Below are 22,939 nucleotides of genomic sequence, written 5' to 3'. Positions count from 1 at the left end.
GTAATGAGGGAGAAACTGGCAGCCTGGGAAAAGAAAGTGGAAGAAAAGATATTGCCCAGGACACCGGAGCGACAGGCAAAGTTTGCTACCACTTCAGAGATTGAGATCAAAAGACTTTACACTCCGGAAGATACAAAAGACCTGGATTATCTGGAACAGCTGGGTTTCCCGGGGGAATATCCCTTTACCCGTGGGGTTCAGCCCACCATGTACCGGGGCCGATTCTGGACCATGCGCCAGTATGCCGGGTACGGCACAGCTGCGGAAACCAACCGCCGCTTCCATTACCTGCTGGAACAGGGTCAAACAGGGCTTTCGGTGGCTTTTGACCTGCCTACCCAGATTGGCTATGATTCCGATCATCCCATGGCCCGGGGGGAGGTAGGCAAAGTGGGGGTGGCTATCGATTCCCTGCAGGACATGGAAATTCTTTTGCAAGGCATACCCCTGGATAAAGTCTCCACCTCGATGACTATCAATGCCCCGGCAGCAGTGTTGCTGGCTATGTACATCGTTGTAGGGGAAAAACAGGGGGTCAGGCCAGAACAGCTCAATGGCACGATCCAGAATGATATTCTCAAGGAATATATCGCTAGGGGAACCTATATTTTCCCGCCGGAACCCTCCATGCGCCTGATTACCGATATTTTTGCCTTCTGTTCCCGGCATGTACCCAACTGGAATACCATCAGTATCAGTGGTTATCATATCAGGGAGGCGGGTTCGACGGCGGTTCAGGAAGTAGCTTTTACCCTGGCCAATGGCATCGCCTATGTGGAAGCAGCCATCAAAGCCGGGCTGAAGGTGGATGATTTTGCACCCCGTTTATCTTTCTTCTTTAATGCCCATTCCAATTTCTTTGAGGAAATCGCCAAGTTCCGGGCAGCGCGCCGGATCTGGGCCAAAATCATGCGGGAACGTTTTAAGGCGGAAAATCCCCGCTCCTGGATGTTGCGCTTCCATACCCAGACGGCAGGGTGTACCCTGACAGCCCAGCAACCTGATACCAATATAATGCGGGTGGCTTTCCAGGCTTTGAGTGCAGTTCTGGGGGGAACCCAATCCCTGCATACCAATTCCCGGGATGAGGCCCTGGCTTTGCCGACCGAGGAATCAGCTCTGATTGCCCTGCGGACCCAGCAGGTGATCGCCTATGAAACCGGGGTAACGGATACCATTGATCCCCTGGCTGGTTCTTACTTCATTGAGTCCTTGACTTCTGAGATTGAGAACAGGGTCTGGCAGTACCTGAACAAAATTGAGGAAATGGGCGGGGCAGTCCGGGCTATTGAGCTGGGATACCAGCAGAAGGAGATTCAGGAAGCAGCCTTCCGCTACCAGATGGAAATCGAATCCGGAGAGCGGATTGTCGTAGGAGTCAACAAGTTCGTGCTGCCGGAGGAAAAACAGCCGCAAATCCTGCGGGTGGATCCGGCGGTAGGAAAGGAACAGGTGGCCCGGTTACAGGCTTTGAAACAGGAGAGAGACAACCTGGCAGTTGCTAATGCCTTGCAAAACCTGAAGGAGACGGCCTGTAGCACGGATAACTTGCTGCCTGCCATCCTGCAGGCGGTCAGAGTATATGCTACTCTGGGAGAGATTTGCGATACTTTGCGGCGGGTGTTCGGAGAACATCAGCAGCATTTGACAATATAGAGTTATGGGAGAAAGAGGGGGGTAGCAGGTGGAGAAAAAAATCAGGGTATTGGTGGCCAAACCCGGTCTGGACGGTCATGACCGGGGGGCAAAAATCGTAGCCCAGGCGCTCAGAAATGCCGGCATGGAAGTGGTCTATACCGGGCTCAGGCAAACTCCGGAACAGATTGTGGCCACGGCCATTCAGGAGGATGTGCAGGTAATCGGGCTCAGTTGCCTGTCCGGAGCCCATAATGAGCTTTTTCCCCGGGTAATGGAACTGCTGCGGGCCCAGGGGATTGAGGACATACTGGTGATTGGCGGGGGGATTATACCACAGGAAGATATCCCGGGCCTGAAAGCGGCCGGTCTGGCGGAAATATTCACTCCTGGTACGCCCACTTCCGCTATTGTGGAGTTTATTCAAGAGCGGCTGGGAGGTGATGGTCATGCTGAAGAAAATTGACCATCTGGGCATTGCCGTCCGCTCCTTAGAAGAGGGGCTGGCTCTCTACCGGGATATTCTGGGCCTGGAAGTGAAGGGAATTGAGGAGGTACCGGCCCAGAAAGTCCGGGTGGCCTTCCTGCCTGTCGGGGAAACCAAGGTGGAGTTGCTGGAATCAACTGACCCCGATGGCCCCATTGCCAAATTCATTGCCAGCAAAGGGCCGGGGTTGCAGCATGTGGCCTTCCGGGTGGAAAACCTGGAACAGACACTGGCGGAGCTGAAAGCGCAAGGGGTTCCGCTGATCGATGAGACCCCACGCCAGGGGGCAGGAGGAGCCAGAATTGCTTTTCTCCATCCCAAAGGCACCCAGGGCCTCTTGATTGAACTTTGTGAACGGCAGGAGGGGAAATAATGGCGACCATTGAAGAAAAACTGCAAGAACTGGCCGCCCGCCGGGAAAAGTTCAAGCTAGGGGGCGGAATCAAGCGCATCCAGCGCCAGCATATGGCCGGTAAAATGACAGCCCGGGAGCGGATTGAGCTGCTCCTGGACCCAGGCTCCTTTGTGGAAACCGATATGTTTGTCCAGGGGGAAGCGCCTGAATTTGGCAAGAGTGATGAACAGCTGGGTGAAGGGGTTGTCACCGGTTATGGTACCATCAATGGCCGGCTGGTCTACGTTTTTTCTCAGGATTTTACCGTCTATGGCGGGGCCCTGGGGGAAATGCATTCTCTCAAAATTTGCAAAATCATGGACCTAGCCATGAAATCGGGGGCCCCGGTGATCGGGCTCAATGATTCGGGGGGTGCCCGTATCCAGGAAGGGGTGATGGCCCTTTCCGCTTATGGCAATATCTTTTACCGCAACACCCTGGCCTCAGGGGTGATACCCCAGATATCGGCCATTATGGGGCCCTGTGCCGGTGGAGCCGTCTATTCCCCGGCTATCACCGATTTTATCTTTATGGTGCAGGAGACTTCCAAGATGTTTATCACCGGTCCGCAGGTGATTAAGGCTGTTACCGGGGAGGATGTTTCCACTGAACAACTAGGAGGTGCCATGACCCATAACCATGTTTCCGGGGTGGCCCAGTTCCTGGCTCATAATGAAGAGGACTGTTTGCGGCAGATACGCACCCTCCTTTCCTATATACCTCAGAACAATATGGAGGAACCGCCCCGGGTGGAGCCACGGGAGCCCTTCGGCCGGGCGGAAGACATCCTGAAAATCGTGCCCACAGAACCTAACAAACAGTATGATGTCCGGGATGTCATCCAGGCAGTAGTGGATGGGGGCGAATTCTTCGAAGTTCATCGCTACTGGGCGGAAAACTGTGTGGTGGGCTTCGCCCGTTTGGATGGCTACAGTGTGGGCATTGTGGCCAACCAGCCCAAAGTGCTGGCCGGTTGTCTGGATATCAACAGCGGGGACAAAATCGCCCGGTTTGTCCGTTTCTGTGATTGCTTCAATATCCCCATCATCACTTTTGTGGATGTACCTGGCTTTTTGCCGGGCACGGCCCAGGAATACGGGGGTATTATTCGTCACGGAGCTAAAATCCTTTACGCTTACTCAGAGGCGACAGTGCCGTTGATGACGGTGATTTTACGCAAGGCTTACGGAGGAGCTTATGTGGCCATGTGCAGCCGCTCGCTGGGGGCTGATGTGGCCCTGGCCTGGCCGACAGCGGAAATCGCCGTTATGGGTCCCGATGGTGCAGCCAATATCATCTTCAAGGATGAAATCAACAGTGCCGATAATCCAGAGGAAGTGCGGGCGCGCCGGACGGCGGAATACCGCGAAAGGTTTGCCAACCCCTATGTGGCCTGTGCCAAGGGGCTGGTGGATGACGTTATCGATCCCCGGCAGACCAGGGCCCGCTTGATTCAGTCCCTGCACATGCTGCGCAATAAACGGGAAAGCCGGCCGCCGAAGAAACACGGCAATATTCCGTTCTAAAGGAGGGAGAGCCGTGTTTAAAAAAATCCTGATTGCCAATCGGGGAGAAATTGCGGTTCGGATTATCCGGGCCTGTCATGAACTGGATATCGCCACTGTGGCCGTTTATTCCGAAGCGGATGCCCATAGTTTGCATGTGCAGCTGGCCGATGAGGCCTATTGCCTCGGGGGCCCCCGCAGCTACCTGGAGGCGGAAAAAATCATCGAGGTGGCTGTCAAAGCTGGTGCCCAGGCGGTGCATCCCGGCTATGGCTTCCTGGCGGAAAACGCTGATTTCGCCCGGCGCTGTGCTGAAAACGGTCTGGTCTTTATCGGCCCCTCCCCGGAGGCCATCGAAGCCATGGGGGATAAAGCGGTGGCCCGGGAAACCATGATCAAGGCCGGAGTGCCGGTAGTACCAGGCAGTGAAGCTATTATTGAGTCGGAGGCAGAAGCGTTGAAACTGGCTACCAGAATGGGCTTTCCTGTGCTGTTAAAAGCAGCTGCCGGCGGGGGCGGCCGGGGGATGCGGATTGTCCGGCAGAAGTCGGAGTTTGCCGAGGCCTGGCGGGCAGCCCGTTCTGAAGCCCAAACCTGGTTTAATAATCCTGATGTCTATCTGGAAAAATATCTGGAGAACTGCCGTCACATCGAGTTTCAAATTCTGGCTGATAACCACGGCAACGTAGTTTATCTGGGAGAACGGGACTGTTCGGTACAGCGCCGGAATCAGAAATTGATTGAAGAAGCGCCGTCTCCTGCCCTCAGCAGCCGCTTGCGCGAAATCATGGGGGGAGTGGCGGTCCGGGCAGCTCAGGCCGTTAACTATTCCGGTGCTGGCACGGTGGAATTTCTCCTGACCCGGGATGGCGACTTTTATTTCATGGAAATGAACACCCGGATTCAGGTAGAGCATCCCGTGACTGAAATGATTACCGGAATCGATTTGATCAAGGAGCAAATTCGCATTGCGGCCGGAGAGCCTCTGGGTTATGAGCAAAAGGATATCCAGATCCGCGGCCATGCCATTGAATGCCGGATCAATGCCGAAGACCCCTTTAACAATTTCCTGCCCAATCCAGGTACTATCACCTTTTACCGTCCGCCGGGCGGTTTCGGGGTGCGGCTGGACAGTGCAGCTTACCAGGGGTATACTATTACTCCCTTCTACGATTCCATGATCGGCAAACTGATTGTCTGGGGGCATGACCGGCAGGAAGCCATTCAGCGCATGCGCCGCTGTCTCAAGGAATTTCTCATTGAAGGAGTAACTACCACCATCCCCTTTCATCTACAGGTGCTGGATAATTTCTATTTTCAGAAAGGGGAGGTCTATACCAATTTCCTCACTACCCGCATGGGACCCCTGGCACCCAAGGAAAAAGCAGCGGTGCGCCCGCCGGTGACTGAGGCTGTACCTCGACCTGGACCTGAAGCGGTAAAGGCGGTTACCGGCAGTGACAATCAGAGGGTGGCCGGGACCGGAGGGGAACTGACCCCGGAATTGCTGGCAGTGATTGCTGCAGCCGTGGATGCAGTCAGTGATGGCAAGCCGTTACAGATAAGAGAAATCAGGAGAGCAGACAGGGACGGCGGTTTGGCTGGCGGCAGTCCCTGGCGAGTGCTGGGATTGTATCAGCAGATGCAAAGCAGACTGCTGAGGTAGGAAGGGGAGAGATGCATGAAAAAGTTGCGAATAACCATTAATGGCATAGCTTATGAAGTTCTGGTGGAGGAACTGCCCACTGAAGCCGGGGCCCAGACGCCGGCCACCATTCAGCGTCCGGCGCAACCGGCGGCGACACCGCCGCCTCCTGCGATGGCTGCCCCGGCACCGGCTGCCGGTGGCAACGGCCAGGTTACTGCTCCCATGCCGGGGGTAATCAAAGGTGTAAAGGTCAAGCCGGGGGATAAGGTAGATGCCGGGCAGGTGCTGGTGATACTGGAAGCGATGAAAATGGAAAATGAAATTGCTGCCAAACAGGCTGGTACCGTTAAGGAAGTGCTGGTCAGTGAAGGCCAGAACGTGGGTATGAATGAAGTGCTGGTAGTGATAGAATAAAAAGAGGGCTAAGAGCCCTCTTTTACATTTTATGCCCGGTGGGATGGGGCTGGCCAGTTTGTCCCATCATACCGGATTCAGCCATCATCATTTTCATTTCTGCCATCATGGCTTTCATGTCTTTGATTAATTGCATCATTTTTTCTTTCTGTTCACCATTCATCGTAGACAGCATTTTTTCCATTTGCATAATTCTGGTCTGTTGTTCAGCCATCATTTTAGCCATTTTTTCCTTCATCATGCCCTGTTTCATATTCATGCTGGTTTGTTTTGCATCCATCATTTTATCAGCCAGTTCGGGACTGTTGTTTAAGGTTATTAAATTTTTCTGGGCCAGTTTGGCCAGCAGTGTTACTGCTTCGGCGCGGGTAATTTCCTGATGGGGGCGCAACTGGTTGTTTTCCTCTGCAGGCACCAGTACACCTTGCTGTACGAGATAAGCAACGGCCTTGCGGTCTGCATCCGGGATGTCCTGCTGGTCATTGTATGCAGACAGGAGTGCGGTGGTTTCTTCAGCGGTTAATGCCTCAGCGGCGCTATTTAAACCGAACAGATCTACAATACCTTTAATTACTGCTACCCGGTGAGTCATGGTCAGGCTGGCTTCTTTGCCGGATACTCTGGTAAGTAAACGGTTGAGATGCTTCAGGTCCATTTTCATGTCGGGATGAAACTGGCCGTTTCCCGTGCCCTTTACCATTCCTTTACTTTGCATGAACTGAATATAAGGGGCGGCGGGATGGTTGGTTATGTCGCTAAACTGAGTTTCAGCAGCGAAACTCAAAGATGGCACAGCCAGCACAGCTGCAGTTACAAAGGTTACAATTGTTTTTTTCATAATACAGTCCCCCTTCGCTATTAATTAGTTTATCTATTACATAGTGTAATATACATTTTTGGCTAAAATATGTCGAATTTATGAAGATTTTGTGAAGATGTTGTGAAGACGTTGTCATATTTTTACTGTATTTTCCAGCTCTCACCCGGATTAAGGATAATTACTTCCGCTCCTGTTTCCGCTTCTACCCGCTGTTTGAAACTGGTGGCATCCTGGGCGATCAGGGGCCAGGTGTTGTAATGCATGGGGATCACATAACGGGGGGTAAGCATTTTCACCGCCTCCAGGGCATCATCAGGACCCATGGTGAAATTATCCCCGATGGGGATAAAGGCTACATCCAGCACATGCCGGCGGCCGATCAAGGCCATATCTCCAAAGAGTCCCGTATCGCCGGAATGATAGAGGGTCAAGCCATCCATTTCCACGATAAAGCCACAGGGGTTGCCCAGATAGATGGCAGGGTATTCGCCGCTGGAACTGCCATGCAGAGCCGGGGTTAGCTTGATTCTCACCGGGCCGAAATTGTAGCTGCCGCCGATATGCATGGGATGGACAGTGGCCCCCTGGGTGGCACAGTAGTTGGCGATTTCAAAAACGCTGACAATGGTGCCATTGCTCTGGCGGGCGATAGCCACACTATCTCCCAGGTGATCACCATGGCCGTGACTGACCAGGATATATTCGGCCTGGATTTCCCCGGGCTGATGTTTGGCGACGGGATTGCCGGTCAGAAACGGATCGATGGCAACTCGAGTCTGGTTTCCTGCCAGCCAGAAGCCGGCATGACCGAGAAATGTAATCTTCATAGCTCTCAACCTCCTGAAATAATTTTCTGATTATATTTTAACTGCTGGTGCAAACTTTGCCAAATTCAGTTATAATAGGAGAAGATAAAGGAGGGGAAAAAATTGCTGAAAAATAAAGGGGAGCTGGCTTTACTGGTAGTGACCCTGATCTGGGGCACTACTTTTATTGTGACTAAGCTGGGGCTGGGGGAGATGCCGCCATTTAGCTATCTGGCCATCAGGTTTACCATTGCGGCTCTGGTGCTGGGGGTGATCTTCTGGCGGCAGATTAAAGCCCTGCAGGCGGGGGGCTGGTGGGCAGGGATCAAGCTGGGATTGATTCTGGGCGCTGGCTTTGTTCTGCAGACCCTGGGCTTATTGAGCACTACTGCCTCCAAGTCAGCTTTCATAACCGGCCTGGCGGTGGTATTAACCCCGGTAGTAGCTTTTTTCCTTTACGGGCAAAAGCCCTCCCGGGCAGTCTGGTTGGGGTCACTGCTGGCTTTCACCGGGCTGGCTTTGCTTTCCTGGTCTCCGGAACTGGTGCAGGGCGAGTTTAACCGGGGAGATGTACTGACCCTGCTGTGTGCCATTGCCTTTGCCCTCCATATTGTGCTGGTTTCCCGTTATGCCGGCCGCTACCCTACCGGCCCCTTTACCTGGCTGCAGTTACTGGTGATCGGTTTGGGTTGCTGGCTGTTCTCCTGGTGGACCGGGGAAAGCTGGCTGATGGCCGGAAAGGCAACCTGGCTGGGTTTACTGTACATGGGGGTAATAGCCACCGGTCTGGTATTATTTTTGCAAAACTGGGGCCAGCGCTTTACATCGGCCCAGCGGGCAGCTATAATCTTTACTCTGGAGCCAGTTTTTACAGCGGTGTTTGCATTTGTCTTTCTAAGAGAGACACCAACCCTGCAGCTGTGGCTGGGAGGGACATTGATTTTAGCAGGGATTCTTTATTCGGAAATCGGGGATCAGCGCATAAAATCCCGGGAACTGGAAATAATGGAGGCGAATGATGGGTAAGTCGATTGTACCAGCAGGGAAAACTATGATACAATAATGGTAGCACAATCGGGTTGTTATGCAACACAGGAGAGGAAGGAGTGCGGACCATGGCACCACAAACCAAACATGAGCAGATATTGCAGTATATTGAGGCATTACCGGTTGGAACCAAGGTTTCGGTGCGGCGAATTGCCCGGGAGCTGGAAGTAAGTGATGGTACAGCCTATCGGGCCATCAAGGAGGCGGAGGCCCAGGGGCTGGTCAGTTCCATTCCCAAAGTAGGTACAGTGCGGATCGAAACTCCGGAGGCACGGGAAATTGAGGATCTAACCCTGGCTGAAATCAAGCGCCTGGTTGAGGGTACAGTGCTTACAGGTGAAGAGTATTTGAGCCGAGGGATTAAAGCTTTTACAATTGGAGCGTCAACGGTGGATGTATTGCCCCATTATGTTGAAGAGGGCAGTGTCTTTATTGTGGGTAACCGTACTGATGCTCAGCGGGCGGCCCTGGAGCTGGGGGCCCATCTGCTGATTATCGGGGGCTTTACCCCGGAAGAAGAGATTATCCAGCTGGCCCGGCAAAAAAATCGGGCGGTCATTTCCACCCCCTATGACACTTTTGCTGTGACCAGTATTATTAACCGGGCCCTGCTGGCAGCCATGCCGGACAAGGAGATTGTGCTGGTAGAAGATGCTATGGTGCGGGAGTTTCGCTATTTAAAAGCAACTGACCGGATTGCAGACTGGCACGCCGCGGTGGAGAAATATCACCACAGCCGTTTCCCTGTTTTGAACGAGGCCGGGGAGGTTATTGGCCTGGTTACCCCCGTAGATGTGTTTGGTCGGGAAGAGGATGAACCGATTTCGGCGGTAATGCGGCCGGCAGTTACAGTTGAACAGGATGTCTCCATTGGTCATGCCGCCCGTCTGATGATCTGGGAGGGCCAGGAGCTGCTACCTGTAGTGGATGACAGGGGCAGGGCAGTGGGGGTGCTCAGCCGGCAGGATATTATCAATGCCTACCAGCATCTGCAGAAGCAGCCCCATATAACTGATACCCTGGATAATATTGTCCTTTCCGGTTTTCGCATGGAAGATACCGAGCTGGGGGTGAAGCTGCTGGGGGAAATTACAGAATTTATGACCAATGAATTTGGCTTTGCATCGGTAGGTGTGCTGGTTACATTGATTAATTCCACCGCTTATATAGCCCTTAAACGCCGCAAACGTCTGGACTTGTCCACCGAGAGCCTAACTCTGTTACATATAGAGCCGGTACCCTTTGACCAGCAGGTAGAAGTAGAGGCTGCCGTCCTTTCCACCTCCCGTCGGGTAGCCAAAATTGAAGTAACAGTACGGCAGGGAGAGCAACTGGTGGCTAAAGCCTTTATTACCGGCAAGAACCTGGAGAGGTGAGCGAAATGAAGAAAAAAATGGTACTGATCTGGGCCTTGACCGGGCTGGGACTGTTCTGGTTTGCCAAACTGGCTGAGGATCTAATCTATCATGAGCTTTACCCTTTTGATTCCCTGGTGTCAGGCTGGATTCAGGGCTGGCGCCAGCCCTGGCTGACCGAACTAATGCGGGCTATTACCTTTATGGGCAGCGGTAAGGCGGTTATTCCTCTGAGTTTGCTGGCTTTATGGCTGCTGGGGCATTCTCAGGCCGGGAAGCGGGCAGCCCAGCTTTCCGGGGCTGTACTCATTGGCGGAGTGGCGCTGGAGGAGAGTTTGAAGCGCCTCTTTCATCGTCCCCGGCCACCCCGGCCCTGGTTAACTGAGGCCAGTGGTTTTAGTTTTCCCAGCGGCCATGCCATGATCGGGATTATTGCCTATGGATTGCTGGCTTACTGGGCCTGGAAGCTGCTACCCCGGCCATATAACAGAATGGCAGCAGCCCTGGCGGTATTCTTGTTTCTCTGTATTGGTTTAAGCCGGGTCTATCTGGGGGTACATTATCCCAGTGATGTGCTGGCGGGCTTTGCGGCAGGAGTCTTCTGGCTGGGGACCTGGTGGCTGGCAGTAAAAAATTTTAACTGGCTGGTTGACGGTCAAAGAAAGAGGAGCGTATAATAATACTTGAAATAAATAATTCCTCGTTAGGTGAGGCTACTGTATAGACAGATGCCACTGCCCAGAAATGTCGAGAGACACCAATGGGTTAGCAGATATGGCCGGCTTAAGGCTTTATCTAATGTGGCTGGCGAACAGCCTAGCTATACAGAGCTAAAACTCAAACGAGTGGGGAGTGAAGATGAAACTTGGCTTCCCATTTTCGGGAAGTTTTTTTTTGGAGGTGATGAAGAGTATGGATGGAAGTAAAGGTAAAGATAACAGCGACGAATTACGAAGTATATTGGCAAAGGAGTGTTATCCATGGTGGAAGTCTTCATCACCGAAACTAATAATAATTCACTGCAAAAAAGCCAGATTACCAAAGGGGTTTGGATTGATGTAACAGCACCTGAGCCTCATGAGATCGACCTGCTGGTTGAGCATACAGGGGTAAAGAGGGAATTTCTTTTTCACCCTCTTGATCTGGATGAGCAAGCTCGCATTGATCAAGAAGGAGACCAGATCCTGATCATTGTGGATATTCCTTACAGCGAAAGTGATCAGGATTTTTATACGGTGCCTTTAGGTATTATCATTGTTAGAGATGAATTTATAATTACCGTGTGCAGTGTACAGAGCCCTGTGATTGAAGACTTTAAACGGGAAAAAGTCAAAGGTTTTTTCACCTATAAGAAAACTAGGTTCGTTTTTCAACTGTTTCAACAAATCGCCAGCTATTATTTAAAGTATTTGCGCATGATTAACCGTAAACGGGAACAAATAGAATCCATTTTGCACCAATCAATGAAAAATGAAGAAATTTTTAATCTATTAGATTTAGAAAAGAGTTTGGTCTATTTCACTACTTCCTTGAAAGCTAATGAACTGCTGATGGAAAAAATGCTGCGCTTAAAAATTTTAAACATGTATGAAGAAGACAAAGATGTACTGGAAGATGCTATAATAGAAAATAAGCAGGCTATTGAAATGGCCCACATTTACAGTAATATTTTGAGTGGAATGATGGATGCTTTTGCTTCCATCATATCCAACAATCTTAACATTGTAATGAAATTTTTAACATCGGTTACTCTTGTCTTATCGATACCTACTATGGTTGCCAGTTTCTTTGGCATGAATGTCAGTATTCCGATGCAAAATTATCCCCATGCTTTCCTGATGACAATCATTTTATCTTTATTACTATCTGTCTTGCTAGCCATCTATTTCAGGAAAAAAGACCTGTTTTAAAGGTGGTGCCGCCATTGAGTTTTGTTCATCTTCATGTTCATACTGAATACAGTTTGCTGGATGGAGCGGCCCGAATAAAAAAGCTGGTACAGAAGGCAGTCGAACTGGGTATGCCTGCCCTGGCCATCACTGACCATGGCGCCATGTTCGGCGTGATCGATTTTTATAAAGCCTGCCGTCAGGCGGGGATTAAGCCCATCATTGGCTGTGAAGTGTATGTGGCTCCCCGCAGCCGCTGGCAAAAAGAGGCCAAAATGGATGAATCCCCCTATCACCTGGTGTTACTGGCGGAAAACGAGCGGGGATATCGCAACCTGGTGACTCTGGTTTCCCTGGCTTATACCGAAGGCTTTTATTATAAACCGCGGGTGGACAAGGAGCTTTTACGCCAGCACAGTGAAGGCCTGATCGCCCTCAGTGCCTGTTTGGGCGGGGAAGTGGCCTGGCATTTGAGCCAGGGCCAGGAGGAGTTGGCCCGGCGGGCTGCGCTGGAATACCGGGAGATTTTTGGGCCGGCAAACTTTTTTCTGGAGCTGCAAAACCACTACCTGGAGGAACAGCTGCGGGTTAATGCCGGTCTGGTGCGCCTCAGTCGGGAACTGGGTTTGCCGCTGGTAGCTACCAATGATGTGCATTGTGTAGAAAAAACTGATGCGGAAGTACAGGAGATTTTACTCTGCATCCAGACCGGTAAAACCCTGGAAGATGCGGACAGGATGCAATTTGAGAGCCGGGAATTTTACCTCAAGTCCCGGGCGGAAATGGAGCTGGTACTGGGCCAGTATCCCGAAGCCCTGGATAATACCCTGGCCATTGCCGAGCGTTGCCAGCTGGAACTGGAATTCGGCCGTTTACATTTGCCCGAATATCAGGTGCCAGAGGGGCATAATTTGGACAGCTATCTGGAAGAGCTTTGCCGGGAAGGACTCAGGCAGCGCTACCAGCCGGTTACGGCGGAAATGGAGGCCCGGCTGGAGTATGAACTGGGTGTAATTCGGCGGATGGGCTATTCCGGCTATTTTCTCATCGTCTGGGACTTCGTCAACTATGCCCGCCGGCAGGGGATTTTTGTCGGGCCCGGCCGGGGCAGTGCTGCCGGCAGTCTGGTGGCCTATGTGCTGGGTATCACCAACATCGACCCTCTACGTTATAATTTACTGTTTGAGCGGTTTCTCAATCCGGAACGGGTCAGCATGCCGGATATAGATATCGATTTTTGCTTTGAACGGCGGGAAGAAGTAATCCAGTATGTGATCGAAAAATACGGAGCGGACCGGGTTTGTCAGATCATCACCTTTGGTACGATGGCGGCAAGGGCGGCAGTGAGGGATGTGGGCCGGGTACTGGGACTACCCTACGGGGAAGTGGATAGGGTAGCCAAGCTCATCCCCGCTGAACTGGGGATGACTATTGAAAAGGCCCTGCAGGTTTCCGGTGAGCTCAAGGCCCTGTATCAGGAAAAACCAGCGGTAAAGAGATTACTGGACCTGGCGGCAGCGGTGGAAGGTATGCCCCGCCATGCTTCTACTCATGCGGCCGGGGTAGTGATCGGAAAAGAACCCCTGCAGGAGGTGATCCCCCTCTATCGTTCCGCTGATGGGATTATTACCACCCAGTTTGCCAAGGAGACGGTGGAAGAAGTCGGACTGTTGAAAATGGATTTGCTGGGGCTGCGCACCCTGACGGTAATGCGGGATACCCTGGCTTATATCCGGGAAAGGCACGGTATCGAACTGGATCTGGATCAACTGCCGTTGGATGATAGAGCGACTTATGAACTTTTAAGCCGGGGAGAAGGAATCGGTGTCTTCCAGCTGGAATCCGCGGGGATGCGGCAGCTGTTGCGGGAACTGAAACCGGAGTGTATTGATGATATCATCGCTCTGGTGGCCCTCTATCGGCCTGGCCCCCTGGGTTCCGGCATGGTGGAGGATTTTATCAGGAACAAACATGGCCAGCAGCAGATTAAATATCTGCATCCCAAACTGGAACCAATTTTGCGCTCTACCTACGGAGTGATTCTCTACCAGGAACAGGTGATGCGGATAGCTTCTGACCTGGCAGGCTTTACGCTGGGAGAAGCGGACCTGTTGCGTCGGGCCATGGGCAAGAAAAAACCTGAGGTCATTGCTGGACTGCGCCAGCAATTTGTGGAGGGGGCGGTGGCCAATGGAGTAGAAGCGGAAGTGGCCGGACAGATCTTTGATCTGATGGAATATTTCGCCGGTTATGGCTTTAATGCCAGCCACTCGGCGGCCTATGGCCTGCTGGCCTACCAGACTGCTTACTTGAAAGCCAACTATCCCGAGGAATTCATGGCTGCCTTGCTAACCTCAGTGATGGGCAATGCCGATAAAGTAGCCATTTATATTGAAGAATGCCGCCGCATGGGGATTAAGGTTCTGCCTCCGGATGTTAACCAGAGCGGGCTGGGATTCACTGTGACCGAAGCAGGAATTAGAATGGGCCTGGCAGCCATCAAGAATGTGGGGCAGGGGCCGATCCAGGCCATTATTGCGGCCAGAAACGATGGGCCTTTTCTCTCTTTCCAGGACTTATGCGAGCGGGTGGATTTATCCCAGGTTAACAAAAGAGTGCTGGAGTCTTTGATCCGCGCCGGGGCGCTGGACAGCCTGGGCGGACACCGGGCCCAGTATATGGCAGCTCTGGATTTAATGGTAGAACACGGTCAACAGGTACAACGGGAACGCGCTGGCGGCCAGCTCAGCCTGTTTGATGTGCTGGGGGAAAAGGAGGCAGCGGAAATTCCCCTGCCGCAGGTTCCTGCCTGGACGGAGGCAGATATATTACAGAATGAAAAGGAATATCTCGGGCTCTATATTTCCGGCCACCCGCTGGACCAGTTTCGCACCTTACTTCATTCTCCTGGCTTTACCCCTCTGGCGCAACTGGGGGAAATGGCTGAAGGTAAGATGGTCTACTGTGGCGGCTTGCTGGTGGAAATCAAGCCCACTCTTAGCCGGCGGGGGGAAGAAATGGCCTTTGCCTGGCTGGAGGACCTGGCCGGGAAAGTGGAGCTGGTTATCTTCAGCAGTATTTTGAAAAAATACCGGAGTCTGTTACAACCGGAACGTACCCTGGCGATTAAGGGCAAGGTCAACCACAATGATGACGGAGTTAAGCTGCTGGTGGAAGAGGTATTGCCTCTAGAAGATTTTGTGCTGCCAGCACTGGAACCCCGGGCTCCGCAATTTCGGCCTTTAATACAGGTTTATCTGCGTTTACCAGGACCCCGGGCACAAGCGCTGGAAATCCGGGAAAAGGTGCTGACCTTGCTGTCCCGTTATCCCGGCCCTCATCCGGTGGTACTGGTCTATGTCAGTCCTGCGGGTAAGGAGGCGGAATACTTGCCGGTCAACTGGCGAGTAGAGCCAGGGGAAAGCATGGTGAAGGAATTGCAAAACCTGCTGGGCGAGGGGACGGTAGTGACCAGACCCTTCATAGCCAGAACCAATGGGAAGGAGCGAAAATATGAAGCGGCACAACCGATGGCTTAAAAGAATAGCGGTGTTCATTTTAATGACCTGGTTGCTGGGCGGGCTACAGGGGGAAGCGGCCACAGCTACGGTAACAGTTACTCAAAAAGGAGCAGCGGTGAGCGGTGGACCAGGGGTAAGTTACCGGCAGTATGATATAAAAATTGGCAGCAAGAAAACCCTGCTAAAAGCAGTAAGTGTGGATTTAAAGACTCCGGGCTTACGCCTGGCCGTGGCTCTGGGCGGAGGCCAGGTGGGAAAAACCGCATCCCTGGAGGCGCTGGCCCGCAGCAAGAATGGCATTGCGGCAGTAAATGGCACTTATTTTAACTCCTATTCCGATTTTCAGCCTCAGGGCAATCTGCTGGTTGAAGGTATACCGGTTCATACCGGCAATACCGGTACTACTGCCCTGTTCACCCGGACAGGGGAGCTGTTGATGGAAAGACTGCAAAGCGAAGTAACAGGGAGTATCAATGGTTCCTGGGATTATCGCAACAACTGGTATGCCTGGGGGCTAAATCACGTCTATGCTGAAGCTGATGCCAGTGCTGTCTTCACACCGGCCCGCGGCCTTAGGACCGGGACCCGTTCCGGAAAAGAAGTGATTGTTCGTCAGGGCCGGGTGGTGGCTATCAGTGGGCCCAACTCCCAGATTCCGGCGGATGGTTTTGTTATTCATTTTGGCCCGGGACCGAAGGCCCAGGCCCAGTTCAGCAAATTCAGAGCTGGCGACCGGGTGCAATGGCGGCTGAACTGGCATATTGGCAGCAAGACCGGTCCGGTTCTTGACTGGCGCCGAGGGGCAGTTGGTCTGGGGGCAGGACCGCTACTGGTTAAGAATGGCCGGGTGGTAGTTAACCCGCAGGCGGAAGGAATTACTCACTGGAAACAGACGCAGGCTGCCGGGCCCAAAAGCTTTGTGGCCATCCTGCCCGGCAAGGTTGTGTTAATGGGCAATATCAGTGACGCTACCGTATACCAGCTGGCAGCAGTTTTGCAGAAACTGGGCGTCAGGGATGCCATGGCTCTGGATGGGGGAGCTTCTACCGGTCTGTACTGGCAGGGAAAATATCTTACCCGCCCGGGGCGGCTGTTGAGCAATGCCCTGGTGGTAGTACGGGGAAGTGCCTGGCCAGCTGCCCAGGTCAAACCTGGCTGGGAAATTGCCGCCGATCTGGTTAAAGCGGGCAAATTTGAGGAAGCCTTACAGTATGACCCGCAAAATCCAGATGCCCATTATCAGCTGGGGTTGAAACTGAAAGCAGCGGAACAAATGGCGGAGGCAGCTCAGCATCTGCAGGAAGCTTTCCGTTTGAATCCCCGCAATGAGGAGGCTATCAATACCCTGGGCTGGCTTTATTACAGTCAGCGCCAGTATGACCTGGCAATCCAGGCTTTCCAGGAGGAAATTCGCTGGTTTCCGCAGAAAGCCAATGGTTATTATGGACTGGGCCTGTGTTATGCCGCCTGGGATGTGAAGGACTACGCTGCAGCCAGGCTAAACCTGAACAAGGCCGTGGCTTTAGATCCCGGTGGCACCGTTGGGGCAAAGGCCAGAGCAGCTCTGGCCAGTTTGCCCCAGGTATAAGAAATTTTTCGCTAGTGGCAGCATGGTTCGCCCTGCCCTCCTTCGTGCATATGATAGGATACCTGAAGGAGGGGAAGAAGTATGAGTCAGGAGATGCTGGCCCTGTTAAAAGAGCGGGGAGTAGATGTCCGGGATATAGCCAGAATCGTGTTGAGGTTGCAAAAGCCCTTTAGTCCGGAACTTACCCTGGAAGAGTGTCTGGAGGCAGTCCATAGCGTATTGCGCAAGCGGGAAGTACAATATGCTTTGCTCACGGGACTGGCTCTGGATAAACTGGCAGAGCAAGGGCTGTTGCCTGAACCCTTACAGACCATTGTGGCGGGAGATGAACCTCTGTATGGAATAGATGAAAATCTGGCCATGGCTATTGCTAGTATTTATGGGACAGTGGGAATTACCAGTTTTGGTTATCTGGACAAGAAAAAGATGGGAATTATCGGCAGACTGGATAAAAACAAACTAAATCGCGTAAATACCTTTCTGGACGACCTGGTGGCTGGTATTGCCGCTGCAGCTTCTGCCCGGATTGCGCATCATTATTGCAAAACCCCCTGAGCTGTGATAACATTTAAGCTGAAATAAGTGTGAACAAAAAGAGGTGGCCGTTTTGTTAAACCTGGAAGATATTGCGGGTGACTATATTGTGGTCAAAGCCAAAGAAAATGGAGTGACTATTATCGGTTTGACCAGGGGCAAAGACACCAAATTTCATCATTCGGAAAAGCTGGATCGGGGCGAAGTGATGATCGCCCAGTTTACTGAACATACTTCAGCTATTAAAATCAGAGGCAAGGCTTCTATCTATACCAAACATGGTGTGGTGGAAGCGGGAGAATAACCAGAGAAAACCTGGCCGGAGAAGGAAAAGGGAGGGCGGAAAAAGGTGCTAAAAGTAGTTTATATCGCTCCCAGCAAAACGGCAGCGGAAAAACTGCGGGATGTGCTGATGGCAGAAGGGTTTCTGGTTTCACTACGTCCGGTGGGCCTGGCCAGTTCCACCCAGGATGACCGCGCTTATGAAATACTGGTTCCGGCTTCCGAACTGGAAGACGCTCTGGAAGTTATTAACAACCATGCTGTTTATGGACGTTAAAGGGAAATGAGGTGAAAGCCCGTTCATGGCTTTAAAGGATTTATTTAAAAAGCCCAAATATGTGACGGTCCAGCCCGGACCGGCTAAACCGGCAGAACCGGCAGTTAAACGGGAAATACCGGAAGGACTCTGGCAAAAATGTGCTAAATGCGGTCAGATTGTGTTTATAAAAGAACTGGAACGCAATCTCAAAGTTTGCCCCCATTGCCAGTTCCATTTCCATCTCACTGCCCGGGAAAGGATTCAGCAGTTAGTGGATGGGGACAGCTTTGTCGAACTGGATGCCGGGCTTACTTCCGTAAATCCGCTGGGCTTTCCCGGCTATGAGGGCAAACTGGCTGAAGCCCAGAGCAAAACTGGCTTAAAGGAAGCTGTTGTGTGTGGTACTGCCACCATTGGGGGCCAGCCTGTAATGCTGGTGGTGATGGACAATCAGTTCATTATGGCCAGCATGGGCTCAGCGGTAGGGGAAAAAATCACCCGGGCTATTGAGGCTGCTATTGAACGGCGGTTACCGGTAGTGGTTTTTGCCACTTCCGGGGGAGCCCGCATGCAGGAAGGCATTCTCTCTCTGATGCAAATGGGCAAAACCAGCCTGGCGGTGCGCCGATTGAAAGAGGCAGGCCTGCTCTACATAACGGTTCTGACTGATCCCACTACCGGTGGGGTGACTGCCAGTTTTGCCTCCCAGGGGGACATCATTCTGGCTGAACCGGGTGCTCTCATCGGCTTTGCCGGGCCCCGGGTGATTGAACAGACCATCAGACAGAAGTTGCCGGAAGGGTTTCAGCGGGCGGAGTTTTTGCAGCAACATGGTCAGGTGGACAAGGTAGTACACCGCAAGGAACTGGCAACGGTACTGACTAAACTGCTGGCCTGGCACCAGCCTCAGGAGGTGAAGGCTTAATGGCTGTGACTTTACTGGAGTTTGAAAAGCCTCTCCTGGAGCTGGAAAACAAAATCGCGGAACTGAGGAAATTTTCCCAGGAGAAGGGGATTGACCTCTCGCGAGAAATCGCTACTATGGAGGAAAAAGCCCGGCAGCTGAGTCAGGAGATCTATACCAACCTGACACCCTGGCAGAAGGTGCAAATCGCCCGTCATCCCCAGCGGCCAACCACCCTGGACTATATTAATTTAATTTTTGATGATTTCATCGAATTGCACGGTGACCGCAATTTTGCCGATGATGCTGCTCTGGTAGGGGGGATTGCCCTCCTGGAAGGGCGGCCGGTAACGGTGCTAGGGCACCAGAAAGGGCGGGATACCAGGGAAAATATTGCCCGCAATTTCGGTATGCCCCATCCTGAAGGCTATCGCAAGGCCATTCGCTTGATGGAACAGGCGCAACGGTTTAAACGCCCCATCATCACCTTTATTGATACCCCGGGGGCTTTTTGCGGGATTGGGGCAGAGGAACGGGGCCAGGGAGAAGCCATTGCCCGAGCTCTTTACGCCATGGCTGGACTTTCTGTTCCCCTGCTGGCAGTAGTTATCGGTGAAGGGGGCAGTGGTGGAGCGCTGGCCCTGGGCCTTGGCAATAAGGTATATATGCTGGAATATTCTGTTTACTCCGTGATTTCCCCGGAAGGCTTTGCTGCTATTCTCTGGAAAGATGGCAGTCAGGCGCCCCGGGCGGCTGAAACCATGAAGCTGACCGCCCAGGATCTCCTGCAGCTGGGGGTAATAGATGGCATCATTCCTGAACCCCTGGCAGGGGCCCATCGGGATCATGAGTTTACAGCCAGCAAGGTCAAGGAGCAACTGCTCCAGGGACTGCAGGAGCTGGCCGGTCAGACGGGAGAACAGTTAATGGAACAGCGTTATCAGCGTTTTCGCCGTATAGGCAGTTTTCAGGAGGGATAAACTATTACCGATGAGGCATTGCCCCATCGGCTCCTTTATTACAAGGCTGGGACAGTTAAAGGCCCGCCAGGACAAAAAGTGGCAAGGGGGTAATTGGCATGAAAAGAATTGGCGTACTTACCAGTGGTGGCGATGCACCGGGCATGAATTCAGCAGTGCGGGCGGTGGTTCGGACTGCCATTTATCACGGTCTGGAAGTGGTGGGAATCGAACGGGGCTATGCCGGCCTGATCAATGGCGAAATGAGGCTGATGAATCTCAGTTCTGTTGGAGATATTGTGCACCGGGGCGGTACCGTTTTACGCACAGCTCGTTCCGAGGCCTTCCGCACTCCGCAGGGCAGGGCCCAGGCGGCTGATAATCTGCGCAAAATGGAAGTGGATGCCCTGGTTGTTATTGGTGGTGATGGGTCCTTCCGCGGTGCCACCTTGCTGGCCAATGAACATGGCATCAAGGTGATCGGCATTCCCGGCACCATTGATAATGACATTCCCTGCACGGATTACACAATTGGTTTTGATACCTGTGTCAACACGGTGCTGGATGCCATCAACAAAATCCGCGATACCGCTACTTCCCATGAACGCACCTTTATCATTGAAGTCATGGGGCGGCGGGCTGGTTACATAGCCCTGCAAGCCGGCCTGGCCGGGGGGGCGGAATCCATCCTCATCCCGGAAGTTCCCTTTAGCCTGGAGGATGTGGTGCAAAAACTTTTAAGAGGCCATGCCCGGGGTAAGTTGCATTCTATCATCCTGGTGGCAGAAGGGGCAGGCAGTGCCCTGGACATCGGTAAATATATTGAAGAAAAAACCGGTTTTGATACCAGGGTGACCATTCTGGGCCATATTCAGCGGGGTGGAGCGCCATCAGCCTTTGACCGGGTGCTGGCAGCCCGCATGGGTGCCAAAGCGGTGGAATTGCTGCTGGCAGGGGAGAGCAAAAAAATGGTAGGTATAGTTTCCGAGCAAATTAAAGACTTTGATATTGAATGGGCTTTGCAGCAGAAAAAGGAGATTGACCTGGAGGTCTATAAACTGGCCAATATTCTTTCGATATAGCAAGAGGAGGGAATTAAGGTGCGGCGTACCAAAATTATTTGCACCATTGGTCCTGCCAGTGAGCAGGTGGAGACTCTGGTTCAATTGATTGAAGCTGGAATGAATGTGGCCCGGCTGAATTTTTCCCATGGCACCCATGAGGAACACGGGCGGAGGGTGGAGGCTATCCGCCAGGCATCTGCTAAGGCCAACCGGCCGGTGGCCATCTTACTGGATACCAAGGGCCCGGAAATTCGCCTGGGGGTCCTGAAGGAAAAAATCACTGTCAACCCCGGGGACAAGCTGATTCTGACTGCGGAAGAGATGGAAGGAGAGGGCAACCGCATACCTGTAACCTACAAAGGTTTGCCTGAAGATGTGCGGGAAGGTACTTCCATCCTCATCGATGATGGCTTGATCGGCCTGAAAGTGGAGCGAATTGAAGGCACGGAAATTCACTGTGTAGTGGAAAATGGCGGGGAAATCAGCTCCCGTAAAGGGGTAAATGTTCCCGGTGCAGTTATCAACTTGCCTGCTCTTACTGAGAAGGACATTGCCGATATTGAATTCGGGATCAAGATGGGCATGGATTTTATTGCGGCCTCTTTTGTGCGCAAAGCGGCGGACGTGCTGGCCATTCGTGAGATTCTGGAAAAACATAGCTCAGATATGCAGATTATCGCCAAAATCGAAAACCATGAAGGGGTTAACAATATTGATGAAATCCTGAAGGTAGCGGATGGTATCATGGTGGCCCGGGGTGACCTGGGAGTGGAGATTCCCATTGATGAAGTACCGCTGGTCCAGAAAATGATCATCGAAAAATGCAACCGGGCCGGTAAGCCGGTAATTACTGCGACCCAGATGCTGGATTCCATGATCCGTAATCCCCGTCCTACCCGGGCAGAAGCTACCGATGTGGCCAATGCTATCTTTGATGGCACTGATGCGATCATGCTCAGTGGGGAAACAGCAGCGGGCAAATATCCTGTGGAAGCGGTAAAAACCATGGCTCGCATTGCCGAACGGGCGGAAAGGGCTTTGCGCTATGAGGAGTTAACGGTAAGGCGAGGGATAGTGCCGGAACGGACCACCACCGATGCTATCAGCCATGCCACGGTGACTACCGCCCATGATCTGGGGGCTTCCGCTATTATCTGTGCCACCAAATCAGGCCATACAGCCAAAATGGTTTCCAAATACCGTCCTCAGGCCCCGGTTGTAGCCATTACTCCCAAAATGGATGTGATCCGCAAGCTCTTGCTGGTCTGGGGGGTATATCCCCTGCTCTGTAAGGAAACCAAATCCACAGATGAAATGCTGAAGGTATCAGTGGAAACCGCCCTGGCTGCCGGTCTGATAAAAGCCGGTGATCTGGTGGTAATCACTGCCGGTGTACCGGTTGGGGTGCCGGGAACAACCAATTTGATCAAGGTACACACTGTGGGAGAGATTCTGGCCAAAGGAACCGGAATAGGGGCCCGGGCGGTAACAGGTACAGTAAAAGTGGCCCGCACAGCGAAGGAAGCGGAGGCCAAAATCAAGCCTGGCGATATTCTGGTTACCATCGCTACAGATAAGGATTTTGTACCGGTAATGGAAAAATGTGCCGCAGTGATTACCGAAACCGGTGGATTGACCTCTCATGCTGCCATTGTCGGCCTCAATCTGGGTATCGGTGTCGTAGTAGGTGTGGATAATGCTACTCACATTCTGGAGGATGGCACCCTGGTCACCGTTGATGGCATGCGGGGGCTGATTTATCGCGGAACTGCCAATGTTCTCTAATGGTGGTATAGCTCCCCTTTCTGTGCTATAATAGTCTCTGGGG

At 52.5% G+C, this 22,939-nt stretch carries 20 protein-coding genes, 1 pseudogene and 1 riboswitch; of the genes and pseudogenes, 19 read left to right on the top strand and 2 right to left on the bottom strand.

What is annotated here, in order from left to right:
* The first annotated feature begins 3 nt into the window (after nucleotides 1–3).
* The 6 genes and pseudogenes from B5D20_RS00645 (at nucleotide 4) to B5D20_RS00620 (ending at nucleotide 6,083) form a co-directional block, all read left to right on the top strand.
* Nucleotides 4–1,656 carry an acyl-CoA mutase large subunit family protein gene (locus B5D20_RS00645; protein ID WP_078664286.1) on the top strand — a complete coding sequence of 551 codons (1,653 nt, stop codon included), beginning with the start codon at nucleotides 4–6 and terminating at the stop codon, nucleotides 1,654–1,656.
* A 28-nt stretch (nucleotides 1,657–1,684) separates the two neighbouring features.
* Entirely contained in the window at nucleotides 1,685–2,101 is a 417-nt protein-coding gene (locus B5D20_RS00640) for a cobalamin B12-binding domain-containing protein (RefSeq protein WP_078664285.1), read from the top strand.
* Entirely contained in the window at nucleotides 2,085–2,495 is a 411-nt protein-coding gene (gene mce / locus B5D20_RS00635) for a methylmalonyl-CoA epimerase (protein ID WP_078664284.1), read from the top strand. Before B5D20_RS00640 ends, mce begins: the two co-directional genes overlap by 17 nt.
* Complete coding sequence (locus B5D20_RS00630; protein ID WP_078664283.1) at nucleotides 2,495–4,042, top strand: acyl-CoA carboxylase subunit beta; 1,548 nt, start codon at nucleotides 2,495–2,497, stop codon at nucleotides 4,040–4,042. Before mce ends, B5D20_RS00630 begins: the two co-directional genes overlap by 1 nt.
* Before the next feature lie 13 nt (nucleotides 4,043–4,055).
* A pseudogene (accC, locus tag B5D20_RS00625) lies at nucleotides 4,056–5,381 on the top strand (acetyl-CoA carboxylase biotin carboxylase subunit); the annotation flags it as partial.
* Between the two features lie 321 nt (nucleotides 5,382–5,702).
* Nucleotides 5,703–6,083: a biotin/lipoyl-containing protein gene (locus tag B5D20_RS00620; RefSeq protein ID WP_078664281.1), complete on the top strand. Its 381-nt coding sequence runs from the start codon at nucleotides 5,703–5,705 to the stop codon at nucleotides 6,081–6,083.
* Nucleotides 6,084–6,105: 22 nt separating this feature from the next.
* On the opposite strand, the gene B5D20_RS00615 is transcribed toward B5D20_RS00620, so the two are convergent.
* Nucleotides 6,106–6,921: an S-layer homology domain-containing protein gene (locus tag B5D20_RS00615; protein WP_078664280.1), complete on the bottom strand. Its 816-nt coding sequence runs from the start codon at nucleotides 6,919–6,921 to the stop codon at nucleotides 6,106–6,108.
* 122 nt (nucleotides 6,922–7,043) lie between these two features.
* Nucleotides 7,044–7,730 (bottom strand): metal-dependent hydrolase, encoded by a 687-nt coding sequence (locus tag B5D20_RS00610; RefSeq protein ID WP_078664279.1) that lies wholly within the window; start codon nucleotides 7,728–7,730, stop codon nucleotides 7,044–7,046.
* 102 nt (nucleotides 7,731–7,832) lie between these two features.
* Between B5D20_RS00610 and B5D20_RS00605 the strand changes: the two genes are divergently transcribed.
* The 13 genes from B5D20_RS00605 to pyk all read left to right on the top strand — a co-directional run bounded on the left by B5D20_RS00605 (nucleotide 7,833) and on the right by pyk (nucleotide 22,896).
* Nucleotides 7,833–8,735 (top strand): DMT family transporter, encoded by a 903-nt coding sequence (locus B5D20_RS00605; protein ID WP_078664278.1) that lies wholly within the window; start codon nucleotides 7,833–7,835, stop codon nucleotides 8,733–8,735.
* Between the two features lie 89 nt (nucleotides 8,736–8,824).
* The gene (locus B5D20_RS00600; RefSeq protein WP_078664335.1) at nucleotides 8,825–10,132 is read left to right on the top strand and encodes a DRTGG domain-containing protein; all 1,308 of its coding nucleotides are present in this window, start codon (nucleotides 8,825–8,827) and stop codon (nucleotides 10,130–10,132) included.
* A gap of 5 nt (nucleotides 10,133–10,137) precedes the next feature.
* On the top strand, nucleotides 10,138–10,788 hold the full coding sequence (locus B5D20_RS00595; RefSeq protein WP_078664277.1) for a phosphatase PAP2 family protein: 651 nt from the start codon (nucleotides 10,138–10,140) through the stop codon (nucleotides 10,786–10,788).
* Nucleotides 10,789–10,803: 15 nt separating this feature from the next.
* Nucleotides 10,804–10,968, top strand: a riboswitch (M-box (ykoK) riboswitch).
* A 123-nt stretch (nucleotides 10,969–11,091) separates the two neighbouring features.
* Nucleotides 11,092–12,021: a magnesium transporter CorA family protein gene (locus tag B5D20_RS00585; protein WP_078664275.1), complete on the top strand. Its 930-nt coding sequence runs from the start codon at nucleotides 11,092–11,094 to the stop codon at nucleotides 12,019–12,021.
* Nucleotides 12,022–12,035: 14 nt separating this feature from the next.
* On the top strand, nucleotides 12,036–15,539 hold the full coding sequence (locus tag B5D20_RS00580) for a DNA polymerase III subunit alpha (protein ID WP_078664274.1): 3,504 nt from the start codon (nucleotides 12,036–12,038) through the stop codon (nucleotides 15,537–15,539).
* Nucleotides 15,514–17,109 (top strand): phosphodiester glycosidase family protein, encoded by a 1,596-nt coding sequence (locus B5D20_RS00575; protein WP_159071809.1) that lies wholly within the window; start codon nucleotides 15,514–15,516, stop codon nucleotides 17,107–17,109. Before B5D20_RS00580 ends, B5D20_RS00575 begins: the two co-directional genes overlap by 26 nt.
* A gap of 81 nt (nucleotides 17,110–17,190) precedes the next feature.
* The gene (locus B5D20_RS00570; RefSeq protein WP_078664272.1) at nucleotides 17,191–17,664 is read left to right on the top strand and encodes a phosphatidylglycerophosphatase A family protein; all 474 of its coding nucleotides are present in this window, start codon (nucleotides 17,191–17,193) and stop codon (nucleotides 17,662–17,664) included.
* Between the two features lie 52 nt (nucleotides 17,665–17,716).
* On the top strand, nucleotides 17,717–17,947 hold the full coding sequence (gene mtrB / locus B5D20_RS00565) for a trp RNA-binding attenuation protein MtrB (RefSeq protein ID WP_078664271.1): 231 nt from the start codon (nucleotides 17,717–17,719) through the stop codon (nucleotides 17,945–17,947).
* Between the two features lie 45 nt (nucleotides 17,948–17,992).
* Nucleotides 17,993–18,202: a hypothetical protein gene (locus tag B5D20_RS00560; RefSeq protein WP_078664270.1), complete on the top strand. Its 210-nt coding sequence runs from the start codon at nucleotides 17,993–17,995 to the stop codon at nucleotides 18,200–18,202.
* A 25-nt stretch (nucleotides 18,203–18,227) separates the two neighbouring features.
* Nucleotides 18,228–19,109, top strand: coding sequence for an acetyl-CoA carboxylase, carboxyltransferase subunit beta (accD, locus tag B5D20_RS00555; RefSeq protein WP_078664269.1), 882 nt, complete (start codon nucleotides 18,228–18,230; stop codon nucleotides 19,107–19,109).
* On the top strand, nucleotides 19,109–20,068 hold the full coding sequence (locus B5D20_RS00550; RefSeq protein WP_078664268.1) for an acetyl-CoA carboxylase carboxyltransferase subunit alpha: 960 nt from the start codon (nucleotides 19,109–19,111) through the stop codon (nucleotides 20,066–20,068). Before accD ends, B5D20_RS00550 begins: the two co-directional genes overlap by 1 nt.
* Nucleotides 20,069–20,166: 98 nt before the next feature.
* Nucleotides 20,167–21,129, top strand: a complete 963-nt coding sequence (gene pfkA, locus B5D20_RS00545; protein ID WP_078664267.1) for a 6-phosphofructokinase — start codon at nucleotides 20,167–20,169, stop codon at nucleotides 21,127–21,129.
* An 18-nt stretch (nucleotides 21,130–21,147) separates the two neighbouring features.
* On the top strand, nucleotides 21,148–22,896 hold the full coding sequence (gene pyk, locus B5D20_RS00540; RefSeq protein ID WP_078664266.1) for a pyruvate kinase: 1,749 nt from the start codon (nucleotides 21,148–21,150) through the stop codon (nucleotides 22,894–22,896).
* Nucleotides 22,897–22,939 lie beyond the last annotated feature (43 nt).

It is taken from the genome of Carboxydocella sporoproducens DSM 16521, assembly GCF_900167165.1.
In the GTDB taxonomy this organism is placed as follows: Bacteria; Bacillota.
This window is presented reverse-complemented; position numbering and strand designations above follow the sequence as displayed.